General features: G+C 64.1%; 14 protein-coding genes. All 14 read right to left on the reverse strand.

Annotated elements, in window-relative coordinates; genetic code table 11:
* Window positions 1-7: 7 nt before the first annotated feature.
* Window positions 8-406 carry a RidA family protein gene (locus ACGYKA_RS03485; protein WP_067267516.1) on the reverse strand — a complete coding sequence of 133 codons (399 nt, stop codon included), beginning with the start codon at window positions 404-406 and terminating at the stop codon, window positions 8-10.
* A gap of 23 nt (window positions 407-429) precedes the next feature.
* Window positions 430-1,119, reverse strand: coding sequence for an ABC transporter ATP-binding protein (locus tag ACGYKA_RS03490; RefSeq protein ID WP_209218726.1), 690 nt, complete (start codon window positions 1,117-1,119; stop codon window positions 430-432).
* On the reverse strand, window positions 1,116-1,871 hold the full coding sequence (locus ACGYKA_RS03495; protein ID WP_271689954.1) for an ABC transporter ATP-binding protein: 756 nt from the start codon (window positions 1,869-1,871) through the stop codon (window positions 1,116-1,118). The genes ACGYKA_RS03490 and ACGYKA_RS03495 overlap by 4 nt, the downstream gene beginning before the upstream one ends.
* 4 nt (window positions 1,872-1,875) lie before the next feature.
* The gene (locus tag ACGYKA_RS03500; RefSeq protein WP_394412704.1) at window positions 1,876-2,859 is read right to left on the reverse strand and encodes a branched-chain amino acid ABC transporter permease; all 984 of its coding nucleotides are present in this window, start codon (window positions 2,857-2,859) and stop codon (window positions 1,876-1,878) included.
* A gap of 3 nt (window positions 2,860-2,862) precedes the next feature.
* Window positions 2,863-3,780, reverse strand: a complete 918-nt coding sequence (locus ACGYKA_RS03505) for a branched-chain amino acid ABC transporter permease (RefSeq protein WP_394412707.1) — start codon at window positions 3,778-3,780, stop codon at window positions 2,863-2,865.
* Window positions 3,781-3,876: 96 nt separating this feature from the next.
* Window positions 3,877-5,022: an ABC transporter substrate-binding protein gene (locus tag ACGYKA_RS03510; RefSeq protein WP_209218724.1), complete on the reverse strand. Its 1,146-nt coding sequence runs from the start codon at window positions 5,020-5,022 to the stop codon at window positions 3,877-3,879.
* A gap of 87 nt (window positions 5,023-5,109) precedes the next feature.
* Window positions 5,110-6,297: a kynureninase gene (kynU, locus tag ACGYKA_RS03515; protein ID WP_394412709.1), complete on the reverse strand. Its 1,188-nt coding sequence runs from the start codon at window positions 6,295-6,297 to the stop codon at window positions 5,110-5,112.
* Window positions 6,298-7,125: a tryptophan 2,3-dioxygenase gene (locus tag ACGYKA_RS03520; RefSeq protein ID WP_394412711.1), complete on the reverse strand. Its 828-nt coding sequence runs from the start codon at window positions 7,123-7,125 to the stop codon at window positions 6,298-6,300.
* Window positions 7,122-8,744, reverse strand: a complete 1,623-nt coding sequence (locus ACGYKA_RS03525; RefSeq protein ID WP_394412714.1) for an AMP-binding protein — start codon at window positions 8,742-8,744, stop codon at window positions 7,122-7,124. Before ACGYKA_RS03525 ends, ACGYKA_RS03520 begins: the two co-directional genes overlap by 4 nt.
* Window positions 8,741-9,892: an acyl-CoA dehydrogenase family protein gene (locus ACGYKA_RS03530; protein WP_394412717.1), complete on the reverse strand. Its 1,152-nt coding sequence runs from the start codon at window positions 9,890-9,892 to the stop codon at window positions 8,741-8,743. The genes ACGYKA_RS03525 and ACGYKA_RS03530 overlap by 4 nt, the downstream gene beginning before the upstream one ends.
* Window positions 9,893-9,936: 44 nt before the next feature.
* The gene (locus ACGYKA_RS03535) at window positions 9,937-10,737 is read right to left on the reverse strand and encodes an enoyl-CoA hydratase family protein (protein ID WP_394412720.1); all 801 of its coding nucleotides are present in this window, start codon (window positions 10,735-10,737) and stop codon (window positions 9,937-9,939) included.
* A complete protein-coding gene (locus ACGYKA_RS03540; protein ID WP_271689827.1) occupies window positions 10,727-11,188 on the reverse strand; it encodes a MarR family winged helix-turn-helix transcriptional regulator in 462 nt (153 codons plus the stop codon). The genes ACGYKA_RS03535 and ACGYKA_RS03540 overlap by 11 nt, the downstream gene beginning before the upstream one ends.
* On the reverse strand, window positions 11,185-11,916 hold the full coding sequence (locus ACGYKA_RS03545) for an SDR family NAD(P)-dependent oxidoreductase (RefSeq protein ID WP_394412723.1): 732 nt from the start codon (window positions 11,914-11,916) through the stop codon (window positions 11,185-11,187). Before ACGYKA_RS03545 ends, ACGYKA_RS03540 begins: the two co-directional genes overlap by 4 nt.
* Window positions 11,913-14,204, reverse strand: a complete 2,292-nt coding sequence (locus ACGYKA_RS03550) for a bifunctional salicylyl-CoA 5-hydroxylase/oxidoreductase (RefSeq protein WP_394412726.1) — start codon at window positions 14,202-14,204, stop codon at window positions 11,913-11,915. The genes ACGYKA_RS03545 and ACGYKA_RS03550 overlap by 4 nt, the downstream gene beginning before the upstream one ends.
* Window positions 14,205-14,336 lie beyond the last annotated feature (132 nt).

The raw sequence follows: 14,336 nt of genomic DNA on the forward strand, positions 1-14,336 counted from the left end.
GCTTGGCTTAGCGCGCGATCACCGCGTCGGCTTCGATCTCAAGCTTGGCCTCATCTTCGACCAGACCGGCGACGACCACCATCGCCATGGCTGGGAAATGCTTGCCCATGACCTCGCGATAGGCCCGGCCCACGTCCTTTTGCGCAGCGAGATATTCTTTCTTATCCGTGACATACCACGTCAGCCGGGTGATATCCTCGGGCGTGCCGCCGGCGGCTTCGACCACGTCGCGGATGTTTTGCAGCGCCTGTTTCATCTGGCCGATGAAATCGTGGCATTCAAACTTCTGCTCGGCGGTCCAGCCGATCTGACCGCCGACGAACAGATGACCATCCGCGCTCAGCACGCCATTTGCATAGCCTTTCGCGGGGGCCCAGCCTTCGGGCTGAATGATTTGATGCGACATGTCGTGTTCCTTTTTGTTAACAGTCACACGCCGAGGAATTGGTCGGCGATTTGAGTATCGAGCGCGGGCATCGGACCGGCCCAGACCGAGCGGCCCCGTTCGAGGATGACGGCGTGATCGGCCACGCGCCGCAGCTCGGCGAGGGATTTGTCCACCACCAGAAGCGCCAGACCGCTGTCGCGCTTCAGCTCGGCCACGGCGGCCCAGATCTCTTGACGCACCACCGGGGCCAGCCCCTCGGTCGCCTCATCCAACAGCAGGAGTTGCGGGTTGGTCATCAGCGCGCGGCCAATCGCCAGCATCTGCTGCTCCCCACCCGAGAGTGAGCCTGCCGCCTGATCCCGCCGTTCGCCCAAGCGGGGGAAGAGCTTGACCACCCGCGCCTCGTCCCACGGGCCGGGGCGCGCGGCGGCGATGAGGTTTTCATGCACCGTCAGCGTCGCGAAACAGCGCCGCCCCTCGGGCACCAGCCCCACGCCGGCCTGTGCAGCGCGAAACGACGGCAGCCCCGCAATGTCGCGCCCATTCAGGCGCAGGCTGCCGCCGTCGTGTTTCAGCATCCGGCAGATCACCTTGATGGTCGATGATTTGCCCATCCCGTTGCGCCCCATCAGCGCACAGACCTCGCCCGCCTCCAGCGCCAGATCGACGCCGAAAAGTGCCTGCGTCGGCCCGTAGGAGGCAGTGATGTCTTTCAGTTCCAGCAGGCTCATGCCGCGTCCTCCTCGCCCAGATAGGCCACGCGGACCTGTGGGTCGGCCTTGATTTCCGCCGCCGTGCCGCTGGCGATGATGCGCCCGTAAACCAGCACCGAAATGCGATCGGCAAGCGCAAAGACCGCGTCCATGTCATGTTCCACCAGCAGGATCGGCGCCTCGGCCCGAAGGCCGTCGAGAAAGCCAGTCATCTCGCGCGAGCCACTTGCGCCAAGCCCGGCCATCGGTTCGTCCATCAGGAAGACCTTGGGCCGCAAAGTGAGCGCTACCGCGACCTCAAGCTGGCGGCGTTGGCCGTGCGACAGGTCCGAGGTGCGCTTGGCCGCGTGATCGGCCAGCCCCACCAGTTCCAGCGCGCGCATCGCCTCGGCCCGCAACGCCGCCTGCCGCATCACCGGGGCGAAGAAACGCATCACCCGGCCCGATTGGCCAAGCGCGCCCAGCACCGCGTTTTGCAGCACCGTGTACTCCATCGCCAACGAGGAGATCTGAAAGGTCCGCCCCAGCCCGGCCCGCGCCCGCTGCACGGTGCTGAGCGGCGTCACGTCCTGCCCCGCGAAATGCACCGAGCCACTGTCCGAGCGCAGCCCGCCCGCGATCTGCTTGATCAGCGTCGACTTGCCCGCCCCGTTGGGGCCGATGAGCGCATGGATCTCGCCCGGGCGCAGGGTGATGGAGACATCATCCGTGGCCTTCAAGGCGCCGAAGCTCTTGTGCAGGTTGCGCACGTCCAAAAGCACATCAGTCATCTGTTCAGTCATGGGCCACCTCCCGTCCGGCGACGAGGCCGATCATGCCGCCCCGGGCAAAGAGCACCACCATCAGCAGCAGAAAGCCGAGGTAGATGTGCCAGAACTCCGACAACCCGCCTAAGACATGCTCCAGCAAGATAAACAGCGCCGCCCCGGCCACCGGGCCAAAGAGCCGCCCCACCCCGCCGAGGATCACGAAGACCATGATCTCGCCAGAGGTGTGCCACGAGAACATCGTCGGGCTGACGAAACGGTTGAGATCGGCAAAAAGCGCGCCCGCAAGCCCCGTCACCGCGCCCGAGATGACAAAGGCCACCAGCCGCAGCCGGAAAGGTGCGAGGCCCACGGCCTCGACCCGCTCGGCATTCTGGCGTGCTGCCGAGAGTGCCAAGCCAAAGGGCGCGCGCGCCAGACGTCCCGCCATGAGCAGCACCAGCGCCAGCACGGCGAAGGCGATGGCAAAGAAGGTCAGCGGATCGAGCGTGTTCAGCCCCGGAAAGCCGTTGCGCACATAGATCGACAGCCCGTCCTCGCCGCCATAGGCCGGCCAGGAGATCGAGAAGTAGAAAAGCATCTGCCCAAAGGCGAGCGTGACCATGATGAAATAGACGCCCGAGGTACGCAAAGACAGCGCCCCGATCAGCAGTGCCGCCAGCGCGGAGACCACGATCGCCACAAGCCAGATGATGGGCATCGACTTGGTGCCCTCGATCAGGAAAGGGCTCCCCATGATCGGCGTGTAGCTCTGCGCATGGGCGGCAAGGATGCCCATGGCATAGCCGCCAAGACCGAAGAATGCCGCGTGACCGAAGCTCACCAGCCCGCCCAGACCAAGCGCGATGTTCAGCCCCACGCCGGCAAGGGCGAGGATCGCAGCCTTGGTGGCCAGCGTGATGATGAAAGGCTCGTCCAGCGCGAAGGCCGCCAGCGCCGTGACCGGCAGGAGCAGGAAGAGAAAGACGTTTACAAGTGTTTCGCGCATCATGGCTCAGGCCTCCCCAAACAGGCCGGTGGGTTTGAACAGAAGAACCCCCGCCATGAGAATGTAGATTGACATGGAAGCGAGCGAGGAGCCGACGGAAGTGGCCGCCGAGGCCTCCATGAAATTGGCAAAGATGAGCGGCAGCAGGACCGAGCCCAGCGTATCCGTCAGCCCCACCAGCAGCGCGCCGATCAGTGCGCCCTTGATCGAGCCGATGCCACCAATGACGATCACCACGAAGGCAAGGATCAGCACCGGCTCGCCCATGCCCACTTGCACCGACTGGATCGCGCCCACCAACGCTCCGGCAAGCCCCGCAAGGGCGGCCCCGAGCGCGAAGACCAGCGTGTAGAGCTTGGCGATATCGACGCCGAGCGCCGCGATCATCTCGCGGTCGGCCTCGCCCGCGCGGATCTGGATGCCGATGCGCGTGCGGGCGATCAGCAGGAAGAGACCGGCGGCGATGGCAAGGCCCACGCCGATGATGACGAGGCGGTAAAGCGGATACTGGATGCCGCCCGGCAGCGTCACCGGCCCCGCCAGCGCGGCGGGAATGTCGAGAAACAGCGGGAAGGAGCCAAAGAAGAACCGCGTGCCCTCGGAAAAGATCAGGATCAGCGCGAAGGTCGCCAGAACCTGATCGAGGTGGTCACGGTCGTACAGGCGGCGGATCACCGTCATCTCGATCAGACAGCCCGCCAATGCGGCAGCGGCAAGTGCGGCCACCAGCGCCAGAAGGAAGGACCCGGTGGCCGCCGCCACCGCCGCGGCGGCAAAGGCGCCAACCATGTAGAGCGAACCATGGGCGAGGTTGATCAACCCCATGACCCCGAAGATGAGCGTGAGCCCGGCGGCCATGAGAAACAACATGACCCCGGATTGGACCCCGTTCAGCACCTGTTCGACGAGCAGGATGAATGACATTTGGCAAAGCCTCCCGGCGCGCCGGACGAAGCCCGGCGTGAAAGCGTTGGTTTGTCGGCCCCGGGCGACCGAAGTCAGCGCCGGGGCCGCGCGGGATTACATCTTGCAGTCAGCCGCGTAGGCGTCAGCGTGATCGGTCAGCGAGGGGCCGATGAGCTTGTTGGTATAGACATCGCCCTCCTTGACCACTTCGCGCACGTAGTAGTCTTGGATCGGGTGGTTGTTGTTACCAAACGAGAATTTGCCCCGCACGCTGTCAAAATCAGCCTCTTTCAGCGCCGCGCCAAAGGCCTCGGCATCCGACACATCGGCCTTCTCCATCGCGCTCAGCAGCAGGTTCGCGGTGTCATAGCCTTGGCTTGCGTAGAGCGAGGGCAGACGGTCGTATTCCTCCTGAAAGGCTTCGACAAAGGTCTTGTTGGCCGCGTTGTCGAGATCCTTGTTCCACTGGCTGGTGTTCTTGATCCCAACAGCGGCTTCGCCCACGGCCTGAAGGATGCCCTGATCAAAGCTGAAGGCGGGCCCCACCACGGGCAGTTCCACGCCCGAATTGGCGTATTGCTTGAGGAAGGAAATCCCCATGCCGCCGGGCAGGAAGAAGAACACGCTGTCGGCGCCCGAGGCGCGGATCTGCGCGATCTCGGCGGCGTAGTCGGTCTGGCCCAGATCGGTATAGACCTCGCCCGCCGCTTCGCCCTCATAGGTGCGTTTGTATCCGGTCAACGCGTCCTTGCCCGCCGGATAGTTCGGCGCCAGCATGAAAGTGTTCGCGTAGCCCGCGTCGTTCGCATAGGCGCCCGCGGCCTCATGCAGGTTGTCGTTCTGCCATGCCACGTTGAAGTAAAGCGGGTTGCAGCCCTTGCCCGCCAGCGCGGAGGGTCCGGCGTTGGGCGAGAGGTAGAACTTGCCCTGCGCCGTCGCCGCCGGCACCACAGCCATGGCAAGGTTGGACCAGATGATGCCGGTCATGACGTCGACCTTCTCGGACTGGATCATCTTGTCGGCCAGCTGAACCGCGATCTCGGGCTTGCGCTGGTCGTCCTCGACCACGACCTCAAGGTTCTCGTTCCCGGCCATCTTGGTGGCCAGCAGGAACCCGTCGCGCACGTCGATGCCAAGGCCCGCGCCGCCGCCCGAAAGCGTTGTGATCATGCCGACCTTCACCTTGCCCTCTTCGGCCCATGCGCCGCCTGCCGCCAATGCCGCGACCGAGGCCGCCATCACCAGTGATTTCATCTTCATTTCAGTCTCCCTTGGTTGGTTTGGGCCTCTTTGCCGGGCCCGTTTTGTTGGATCGTTGTGCCAGCTTAACGCCTGCGCCTGATACTGTCAGGTCACCCGCGCGCGGGTCTTGTATTTTTCGTTGTCCCAGAGGCGGTTCTCCATCACGTCGCGGATGATCGCGACCGCTTTGGAGACATCCTCGGCGTCCAGATAAAGTGGCGTGAAGCCAAAGCGCATGATGTCGGGCGCGCGGAAGTCGCCAATAACGCCGCGGTCGATCACCGCCTGCATCGCGGCATAGCCCTCCTCGAAGCGGAAGGAGACTTGGCTGCCCCGCTCGGCGCTGCCCCGCGGGCTCGCCAGCGTCAGCTGCGGCACGTCGCGCTCGATCTCTTCGATGAACTGCTCCTGCAACGCCACCGAGGCCTCGCGCAGCGCCTGCATGTCGACATCGGCCCAAAGCTCCATCGCCACTTCCAGCGCGGTGAGCTGAATGACCGGCGGCGTGCCGACGCGCATCCGCTCGATCCCCCGCCCGGGCTGGTAGTTTTGCTCAAAGGCAAAGGGCTGGCGATGGCCCAGCCAGCCCGCCAGCGCCGGCTGCACCTCGTCTGCCAGATCGGGGCGGACGTAGATGAAGCCCGGCGCCCCCGGCCCGCCGTTGAGGTACTTGTAGGTGCAGCCCACGGCGAATTCGCAGTTGGAGCCTGCAAGGTCCACCGGCAGCGCGCCCGCGGAATGCGCCAGATCCCAAATCATCACCGCGCCATTGGCATGGGCCAGTTCGGTGATCGCCTTCATGTCGTGCTTGCGGCCGGTGCGGTAATCGACCTCCGTGAGCATCACGGCGGCGATGTCCTCGCCAATGGCCTCCGTCACCTCCTCGGGCGCCACGGTGCGCAGCTCATAGCCCTGCTCCAACAGCCCCACCAGCCCCTCGGCCATGTAGAGGTCCGATGGGAAGTTGCCGTTGTCCGACAGGATCACCTTGCGCCCGGGCCGCAGCTTCAGCGCCGAGGCCAGCGCCTGAAACACCTTGATCGAGAGCGTGTCGCCCATGACGACCGAACCCTCGGGCGCGCCGACGATCCCCGCCACCATATTGCCGACGCGGGCGGGCTGTTCCATCCAAGCGGCCTTGTTCCAGCCGCGGATCAGCATCTCGCCCCATTCGTCCGTGATCATTTCCTGCACCCGCGCCGCGGCGGCCTTCGGCAGCGGCCCCAGCGAGTTGCCGTCGAGGTAGATGACGCCCTCCGGCAGGACAAACTGATCTTTTTTCAAAACAGACACTTACAGTGCTCCTCTCACATGCCAAAGCTCGGGGAAGAGCTCCACTTCGAGCATTTTGCGCAGGTAGGTCACACCCGAGGTGCCGCCCGTACCGCGTTTGAATCCGATGATGCGTTCCACGGTGGTGACGTGGTTGAACCGCCAGCGGCGGAAATAATCCTCAAGATCAACGAGCTTCTCCGCCAATTCGTAAAGTTCCCAATGGGTTGCCGGGTCTTCATAAACCTTTTGCCAGAGGTCTTGCACCTCTTGCTTGGCCTCCCATGCACGCGGTTCGGGCTGGCCGGCAAGCGAGGGCACCCCCATCCGGTCGCAGAGCAGATCGACCGCCACCTGATAAAGGCTCGGCTGTTCCATCTCTGCCACGAGCGCCGCGTGCGGCTCGGGCGTATGTTCGTGCAGCTTGGTCAGCGCGGCGATGCGGTTGCCCAGAAGATATTCGATCAGCCGGTACTGGTAGGACTGGAAGCCCGAGGACGCGCCAAGGTAGGGGCGGAACTGCGTGTATTCGCTGGGCGTCATGGTGCGCAGCACGTCCCAAGCCGAATTGAGCTGCTCGAAGATCCGCGCGACCCGGGTCAACATCTTGAAACTGGGGCGCAAATCACCAGCCTGCAGGGCCTTGCGACAGGCCGTCAGCTCGTGGATCGCAAGCTTCATCCAAAGCTCGGACGTCTGGTGCTGGATGATGAACAGCAGCCCGTCATGCGCCATGTCGAGCGGATTCTCGGTGGTCAGGATCTGGTCCAGGCCGAGGTAATCGCCATAGGACTTGTCCTTGGCGAAATCCATCTTGGCGCCCTTGGAGGCTTCGTCGAACGTGCTCATGTGCCCTCTCTCAGCGCGAAACGCTGGATCTTGCCGGTCGCGGTCTTGGGCAGTTCCTTGATGAAACGGATGTCGCGCGGGTATTTGTAAGGCGCGATCGTCGCTTTAACATGATCCTGCAAGGTCTTGATGGTATTGGCATCTTCGGGCGTGCACTCAACCAGAACCACATGGGCCTGCACGATGGAGCCGCGGGCCTCGTCGGGCGCGGCGACCACGCCGCATTCGCTGACCCAAGGATGGCTCAGAAGCGCGGCTTCGACCTCCGGCCCGGCGATATTATAGCCCGAACTGATGATCATGTCGTCGTTGCGGGCGGCGAAATGCAGGTAGCCGTCTTCGTCCATGATGAAGCTGTCGCCGGTGATGTTCCAGCCGTCCTTGACGTAATCGGCCTGCCGCTTGTCGCCCAGATAGCGGCAACCGATCGGCCCGCGCACCGCAAGACGTCCCACCTCGCCGCGGGGCACCTCCTTGCCCTCCGCGTCGATCACCTTCGCCTCGTAGCCCGTCACGGGCTTGCCGGTACAGGCCGCGCGGTGATCGTCGAAGCGGTTGGAGATGAAGATATGCAGCATCTCCGTCGCCCCGATCCCGTCGAGCATGGGCTTGCCTGTCTTCTCCTGCCACTCGTGGTAGACTGGCGCGGGCAACGTCTCGCCTGCAGAGACGGCGGCACGCAGGCTGCTAAGGTCCGCGCCCTCTTCCATCGCCTGCATCATGGCGCGGTAGGCGGTGGGCGCGGTGAAACAGACCGTTGCTTTGTACTTCTCGATGATCTCGATCATGTTGGGCGGGCTGGCGGTCTCCAAAAGCGTCGCCGCGGCACCGAAGCGCAGCGGGAAGACGGCAAGGCCGCCAAGGCCGAAGGTAAAGGCCAAGGGCGGGGAGCCCACGAAGACATCCTCAGGCGTCACGTTCAGCACTTCGCGCGCATAGCCATCCGCAATGATCAGAAGATCACGGTGAAAATGCATTGTTGCCTTGGGGTTACCGGTGGTTCCTGATGTAAATCCGAGGAGTGCCACATCATCCTGCGCGGTGTCCACCGCCTCAAAATGAACCGGCTTTTCAAGCGCCAGACGGTCCAACTCGGCGTCGTGGTTGCTGGTACCGTCGAAGCCCGCGACGGTCTTGAGGAACTTCGAGGTCTTGGCGCAGGCCGTCATCTCATCCATCAGCCGCGTGTCGCAAAGCGCATGGGTGATTTCGGCCTTGTCAACGATGGCCGAAAGCTCACCCGCGCGCAGCATCGGCATGGTGTTGACCACCACCGCGCCTGCCTTGGTCGCCGCCAGCCAGCAGGCCACCATCGCGGGGTTGTTGGCCGAGCGGATCAGCACCCGGTTGCCGGGCTTCACGCCCAGATCCTCGACCAGTGCAGCGGCCAAACGGTTGGTCCAGTCCGACAACTCCTTGTAGGTCCGCCGCCGCCCGTTACCGATCAGCGCGGTATGGTCGCCGAACCCTTTTTCCACCATTTTATCAGTGAGTTCGACGCCGACGTTCAGCCGTTCGGGATAGTCGAAACGCTCCAGCAAAAGGCCCGGCCACTGGTCGAAGGGCGGCAGGTTGTCGCGGGCGAATGTGTCTTCATGTCCGGTCGGGTGCAGCTTCATGACATGGCTCCCAAAGTCTGTCGCGCGATGACAACACGTTGCACGTCCGACGCACCCTCGTAAATGCGCAAGGCCCTGATTTCACGGTAAAGTCGCTCGACTGCCTCCCCATTGCGCACACCATCGCCGCCGTGCAATTGAACCGCCTTGTCGATGACCTTTTGCGCCTGATCTGTGGCAAAAAGCTTGGCCATCGCGGCCTCGCGGGTGACGCGCGGTGCGCCGCTGTCCTTGGTCCAGGCAGCACGGTAGACCAACAGCGCCGCAGCATCGACGTCGAGCGCCATGTCCGCGATATGGCCCTGCACCATCTGCAACTCGCTCAAGGGCGCGCCCTGCACCTGACGGCTGGTCACGCGGGTAAGCGCCTCGTCCAGCGCGCGGCGGGCAAAGCCCAAAGCGGCGGCGGCCACGGTAGAGCGGAAAACGTCGAGCACCGACATGGCGATGGCAAAGCCGCGCCCCGCCTCGCCCAGAAGCGCCGAGCCGGGCAGTTTCACGCCGTTGAAATGCAGCGTCGCCAGCGGGTGCGGTGCCATGACCTCGAGCCGTTCCTCGACCTTTAGCCCCGGCGTGTCGGCGGGCACGATAAAGGCGGAAAGCCCCTTGGCGCCCGGCGCCTCCCCGGTGCGCGCAAAGACAGTGTAGACATCCGCGATGCCGCCGTTGGAAATCCATGTCTTGCGCCCGTCGAGCACATAGCCGTTGCCGTCGCGCGTGGCGGTCATGGTGGAATTGGCCACGTCCGAGCCGGACTGCGGCTCGGTCAGGGCAAAGGCCGAGATCGCCTGCCCCGAACGGGTCTTCGGCAGCCATTCGGCCTTCTGCTCATCGGTCCCGAAGAGCGAGATCGCCCCGGTACCAAGTCCCTGCATCGCAAAGGAGAAATCCGCCAGCCCGTCGTGCCGCGCCAGTGTTTCGCGGATCAGGCAGAGGGTGCGCACGTCGAGCACCTCGTCACCTTCCGCACCGCTGTGGCGCAGCCAGCCGTCCTGCCCCATCATCGTCACCAGATCACGGCAGGCCCCGTCGGTGTCGCCGTGATCCACGTTCTTCAGTTCGCGCTTGGCCCAGTCATCGAGCTTCAGCGCCAACTCCTTGTGGCGCGGCTCGAAAAAGGGCCAGTCGAGAAAACTTGTGTCAGCCATGGTTACGCCTCCCCGCGTGTTATCTTTTGGCTTTCGTATTCGGCTCAGTCCCCTTCGAAGACCGGGCGTTCCTTGGCGACGAAGGCGTTGTAGGCCCGCTCGAAGTCGCCGGTCTGCATGCAGATCGCCTGCGCCTGCGCCTCGGCCTCGATCGCCTGTTCGATCGACATGGCCCATTCCTGCGCCAGCATCGTCTTGGTCATCATATGCGCGAAATTGGGGCCGGCCTGGATTTTCTTGGCCAGTGTCATGGCTTCGCCTTCCAGCGTTTCGCCCGTTACCAAGCGGTTGTAGAAGCCCCAGCGTTCGCCTTCTTCTGCTGACATCGAGCGGCCTGTGTAAAGCAGTTCCGCCGCCCGTGTCTGGCCGATGATGCGCGGCAGGATCGCGCAGGCGCCCATGTCGCAGCCGGCAAGGCCCACGCGGGTGAAGAGGAAAGCCGCCTTGGCCTCCGCCGTCGCCAGCCGCAGGTCCGAGGCCATGGCAATGATCGCGCCCGCGCCGACGCAGACACCGTCGACGGCGGCGATCACCGGCTTACCGCAATTCACGATGGCCTTGACCAGATCGCCGGTCATGCGGGTGAATTGCAGCAGCTCTTTCATGTTCATCTTGGTCAAAGGGCCAATGATATCATGCACATCCCCGCCGGAGCTAAAGTTACCCCCGTTGGAGCCGAAGATCACCACGTCGACGTCATCGGCATAGACCAGATCGCGGAACCAGTCGCGCAGCTCGGCGTAGCTGTCGAAGGTCAGCGGGTTCTTGCGGTCGGGCCGGTCGAGCCGCACGGTGGCGATCCGGTCTTTGATCTCGCATTGAAAATGCGTCACATCACTGCGCATTGGCTTTTTCCTCTTCTTCCGTTTGGGCGGCGAAGGCTTGTAGGCGGGCCGCCATGGCGCGGGCTTCCTCGGAGGAGATTCCGCGCAGTTTTTCGTTGATCCAGTCTTCATGCGCCTGCGCTTGGCGGGCGAATTGCGCCGCCCCCTCAGGCGTCAGCCGCAGCATCATCGCGCGCCGGTCGCCCGGCACGGGGATGCGCTCCACCAGCCCCTCTTCGCTGAGGCGGTCGGCGATGCCGGTGACATTGCCGTTAGACACCCGCAGCACGCCGGAAAGCTGGCTCATCTTCAGCCCCTCGGGATGGCGCGAGAGGGCCGACATCACATCGAAACGCGGCAGCGTGGTGTTATGCTCGCGCCGCAGCCTGTCGCGCAACTCCTGCTCCAGCCCGCGCACCACTTTCAGCAGCCGCAGCCAGAGCCGGACGCGATCCTTGGCCGCGTTGCTCACACCTCGCCCCCCGATAGCGCCAGCGCGTGGCCGTTGACCGAGGCCGCGGCGTCCGACAGCAGGTAGAGCACGGCGCCAGCGACCTCGGAGGTCTCCACGAAACGGTTCTGCGGGCTGGCGCGTTTCAGCAGGGCGCGGGCCTCCTCGGCGTTCTTGCCGGTGGTTTTGGTGATATTCTCGACCGAGCGTTCCAGAAGCGGCGTGTCGATGAAACCGGGGCAGATCGCGTTCACCGTGATGCCCGTGCGCGCGAGTTCCAGCGCCAGCGCGCGGGTGAGGCCGACGACACCGTGTTTCGCCGCGACATAGCCCGCGACATATGGGTAACCCTTGAGGCCCGCGGTGGAGGCCACGGCGATGAGCCGCCCCTGCCCGGCCTCCTTCATTTCCGCCAGTGCCGCCTGCCAGACGTTGAAGACGCCGGTGACATTGACCGCCATCATGTCGGTCATGTCCTGCGCGGTGATCTTGTGAAAAGGCGCGGAATGGGCGGCGCCTGCATTGGCGACGACGCCGGTGATGGGGCCATTCTCGGCGCGCGCGGCGGCGAAGGCGGCCTGCACCGCCTCCGGACCGGTCACGTCGCAGGTCTGGAACGGCAACCCCTGCTCGCGCAGCGGCGCTTCGCGGCGGCCCATGATGGTCACCTTGGCGCCGGTGGCGGCCACCGCATGGGCGATCTCGGCCCCCACGCCGGTGCCGCCGCCGGTGATGACGATATGGCTCATACCTTCTCCATTTCCGCGGCACGGTCCGCCAAACGCCATGCTTGATCGCGGCCCGGGCCGTAGGGCAGCGGCCAGTCGGCGTGGCGGTCGCCGATGGCGGCGGCGGCGTGCAGGGTCCAATAGGGATCGGCCAGATGCGGGCGGGCGAGGCAGACCAGATCGGCGCGGCCCGCCATGAGGATCGAGTTCACGTGATCGGCCTCGTAGATATTGCCCACGGCCATGGTCTTGATCCCGCCGTCGTTACGGATGCGGTCGCTGAAGGGCGTCTGGAACATGCGGCCATAGACCGGCTTGGCCTGTTTCGAGGTCTGGCCCGCCGACACGTCGATGATGTCGGCCCCGGCCTCACTGAACATGCGCGCGATCTCGACCGCTTCTTCGGGCGTGACGCCGTCTTCCTCGACCCAATCGTTGGCCGAGATACGCACCGCCATCGGCTTTTCCTCGGGCCATGCGTCGCGCATCGCTTTGAAGACCTCCAGCGGGTAGCGCATGCGGTTTTCCAAGCTGCCGCCGTATTCGTCTTCGCGCTGGTTCGACAGGGGCGAGATGAAGGACGAGATCAGGTAGCCATGGGCCGCGTGCAGTTCGATCATGTCGAAATTGGCGCGCTCCGCCATGCGGGCAGCCTCAACAAATTCGTCGCGGATCTGGTCCATATCCGCGCGTGTCGCTTCCTTCGGCACGGCGTTGTTTTCCGACCACGGGATCGGCGAGGCCGAGATGATCTCCCAATTGCCCGCTTTCAGCGGCGCGTCCATCTCCTCCCAGCCCAGCTGGGTCGAGCCCTTGCGGCCCGAGTGGCCGATCTGGCAGCAGATCTTGGCGTCGGTCTCGGCATGGACAAAATCCGTGAGCCGCTTCCACGCCGCCTCATGCTCGGGCGCGTAGAGGCCGGGGCAGCCCGGCGTGATCCGACCCTCGGGGGAGACGCAGGTCATCTCGGTATAGACCAGTCCCGCGCCGCCCTTGGCGCGTTCGGCGTAATGGATGAGATGCCAGTCGGTGGGGCAGCCGTCGACGGCCTTGTACTGGGCCATGGGCGAGACGACGATGCGGTTCTCGAGTTTCATGTCGCGCAGGCGGAAGGGCGCGAACATCGGGGCACGGATCGGGCCATTCGTGTCGGCGCCGGCCTGTTCGAGGAACCATTTCTCGGCCCCCTCAAGCCATTTGGGGTCCCGCTCGCGCAGGTTCTCGTGGCTGATCCGCTGGCTGCGCGTCAGCATGGAATAATTCAACTGCACCGGGTCGAGATCAAGATAGCGCTCCACATCCTCGAACCATTCAACCGAGTTGCGCGCCGCCGATTGCAGGCGCAGCACCTCAAGGCGGCGGGCCTCCTCGTATTTCTCGAAGGCCGTCGGCAGATCGGCGTCGTCGGTGACGTGTTTCGCGAGCGAGATCGCCGATTCCAGCGCCAGTTTCGTGCCCGAGCCGATCGAGAAATGCGCCGTGGCCGAGGCATCGCCCAGCAGCACGACGTTCTCGTGGCTCCACTTCTCGCAAAGCACGCGCGGGAACTTGATCCAAGCCGAGCCGCGGATGTGGCTGGCGTTGGTCATCAGCTTGTGCCCGTCAAGATGGTCTTTGAAGATCTCCTCGCAGATCGCGATGGTCTCTTCCTGCGTCTTCTCGCCGAAACCGTAGGCGTCGAAGGTCTCTTGGCTGCATTCGACGATGAAAGTCGCGGTGTCCTTGTCGAATTGGTAGGCGTGGACCCAGATCCAGCCCTTGTCGGTATTCTCGAATATGAAGGTGAAGGCGTTGTCGAACTTCTGATGCGTGCCGAGCCAGACGAAGGGGCAGCGGCGCACGTCGATGTCGGGCTTGAAAGTGTCCTCGAACTCCATCCGGGTCTTGGAGTTCAGCCCGTCCGAGGCGACAACCAGATCGTAGTCGTCCATGTATTCCGATGCGGCCTTGACCTCGGTCTCGAACTGCAGGTTCACACCCAATTGGCGGGCCCGCTCCTGCAAGATCAGCAACAGGCGCTTGCGCCCGATCCCGCAGAAGCCATGGCCGGAGCTGAGGATCGTGTTGCCCTTGTGGTGCAGCGCGATGTCGTCCCAATAGGCGAAGTGGCTGCGGATTTCCTTGGCCGAGACGGGATCATTGGCCTCGAGATTGTCCAGCGTCTCGTCCGAGAGCACGACGCCCCAGCCGAAGGTGTCATCGGGGCGGTTGCGCTCAAGCACGGTGACATCGGCCTCTGGCTGGCGCAGCTTGAGAGAGATCGCGAAGTACAGCCCCGCAGGACCGCCGCCAAGACAGATTGCACGCATCGAAATTCCCCTCTGGTTCGCTTTGGAAGGGAGCCTAGGGCGAGTCGCTTTTTCGTTCAAGAATAAATATTTTAGGCTTGAAGCAAATCGGTGGTTCGTCTGTTTGCACGGAGCGGACGCGTTGAACCCGCA

This window comes from Sulfitobacter sp. 1A15106 (assembly GCF_043556995.1).
Classification (GTDB): Bacteria; Pseudomonadota; Alphaproteobacteria; order Rhodobacterales; family Rhodobacteraceae; genus Sulfitobacter; species Sulfitobacter faviae.

Excerpts from the sequence above, each read along its gene's own strand:
- ACGYKA_RS03495 (WP_271689954.1), bottom strand. The coding sequence starts at position 1,871 with ATGACTGATGTGCTTTTGGACGTGCGCAACCTGCACAAGAGCTTCGGC.
- ACGYKA_RS03545 (WP_394412723.1), bottom strand. The coding sequence starts at position 11,916 with ATGAGCCATATCGTCATCACCGGCGGCGGCACCGGCGTGGGGGCCGAG.
- ACGYKA_RS03550 (WP_394412726.1), bottom strand. The coding sequence starts at position 14,204 with ATGCGTGCAATCTGTCTTGGCGGCGGTCCTGCGGGGCTGTACTTCGCG.
- ACGYKA_RS03505 (WP_394412707.1), bottom strand. The coding sequence starts at position 3,780 with ATGTCATTCATCCTGCTCGTCGAACAGGTGCTGAACGGGGTCCAATCC.
- ACGYKA_RS03520 (WP_394412711.1), bottom strand. The coding sequence starts at position 7,125 with ATGAGCACGTTCGACGAAGCCTCCAAGGGCGCCAAGATGGATTTCGCC.
- ACGYKA_RS03490 (WP_209218726.1), bottom strand. The coding sequence starts at position 1,119 with ATGAGCCTGCTGGAACTGAAAGACATCACTGCCTCCTACGGGCCGACG.
- ACGYKA_RS03525 (WP_394412714.1), bottom strand. The coding sequence starts at position 8,744 with ATGAAGCTGCACCCGACCGGACATGAAGACACATTCGCCCGCGACAAC.
- ACGYKA_RS03530 (WP_394412717.1), bottom strand. The coding sequence starts at position 9,892 with ATGGCTGACACAAGTTTTCTCGACTGGCCCTTTTTCGAGCCGCGCCAC.
- ACGYKA_RS03500 (WP_394412704.1), bottom strand. The coding sequence starts at position 2,859 with ATGATGCGCGAAACACTTGTAAACGTCTTTCTCTTCCTGCTCCTGCCG.
- ACGYKA_RS03535 (WP_394412720.1), bottom strand. The coding sequence starts at position 10,737 with ATGCGCAGTGATGTGACGCATTTTCAATGCGAGATCAAAGACCGGATC.
- ACGYKA_RS03485 (WP_067267516.1), bottom strand. The coding sequence starts at position 406 with ATGTCGCATCAAATCATTCAGCCCGAAGGCTGGGCCCCCGCGAAAGGC.
- ACGYKA_RS03510 (WP_209218724.1), bottom strand. The coding sequence starts at position 5,022 with ATGAAGATGAAATCACTGGTGATGGCGGCCTCGGTCGCGGCATTGGCG.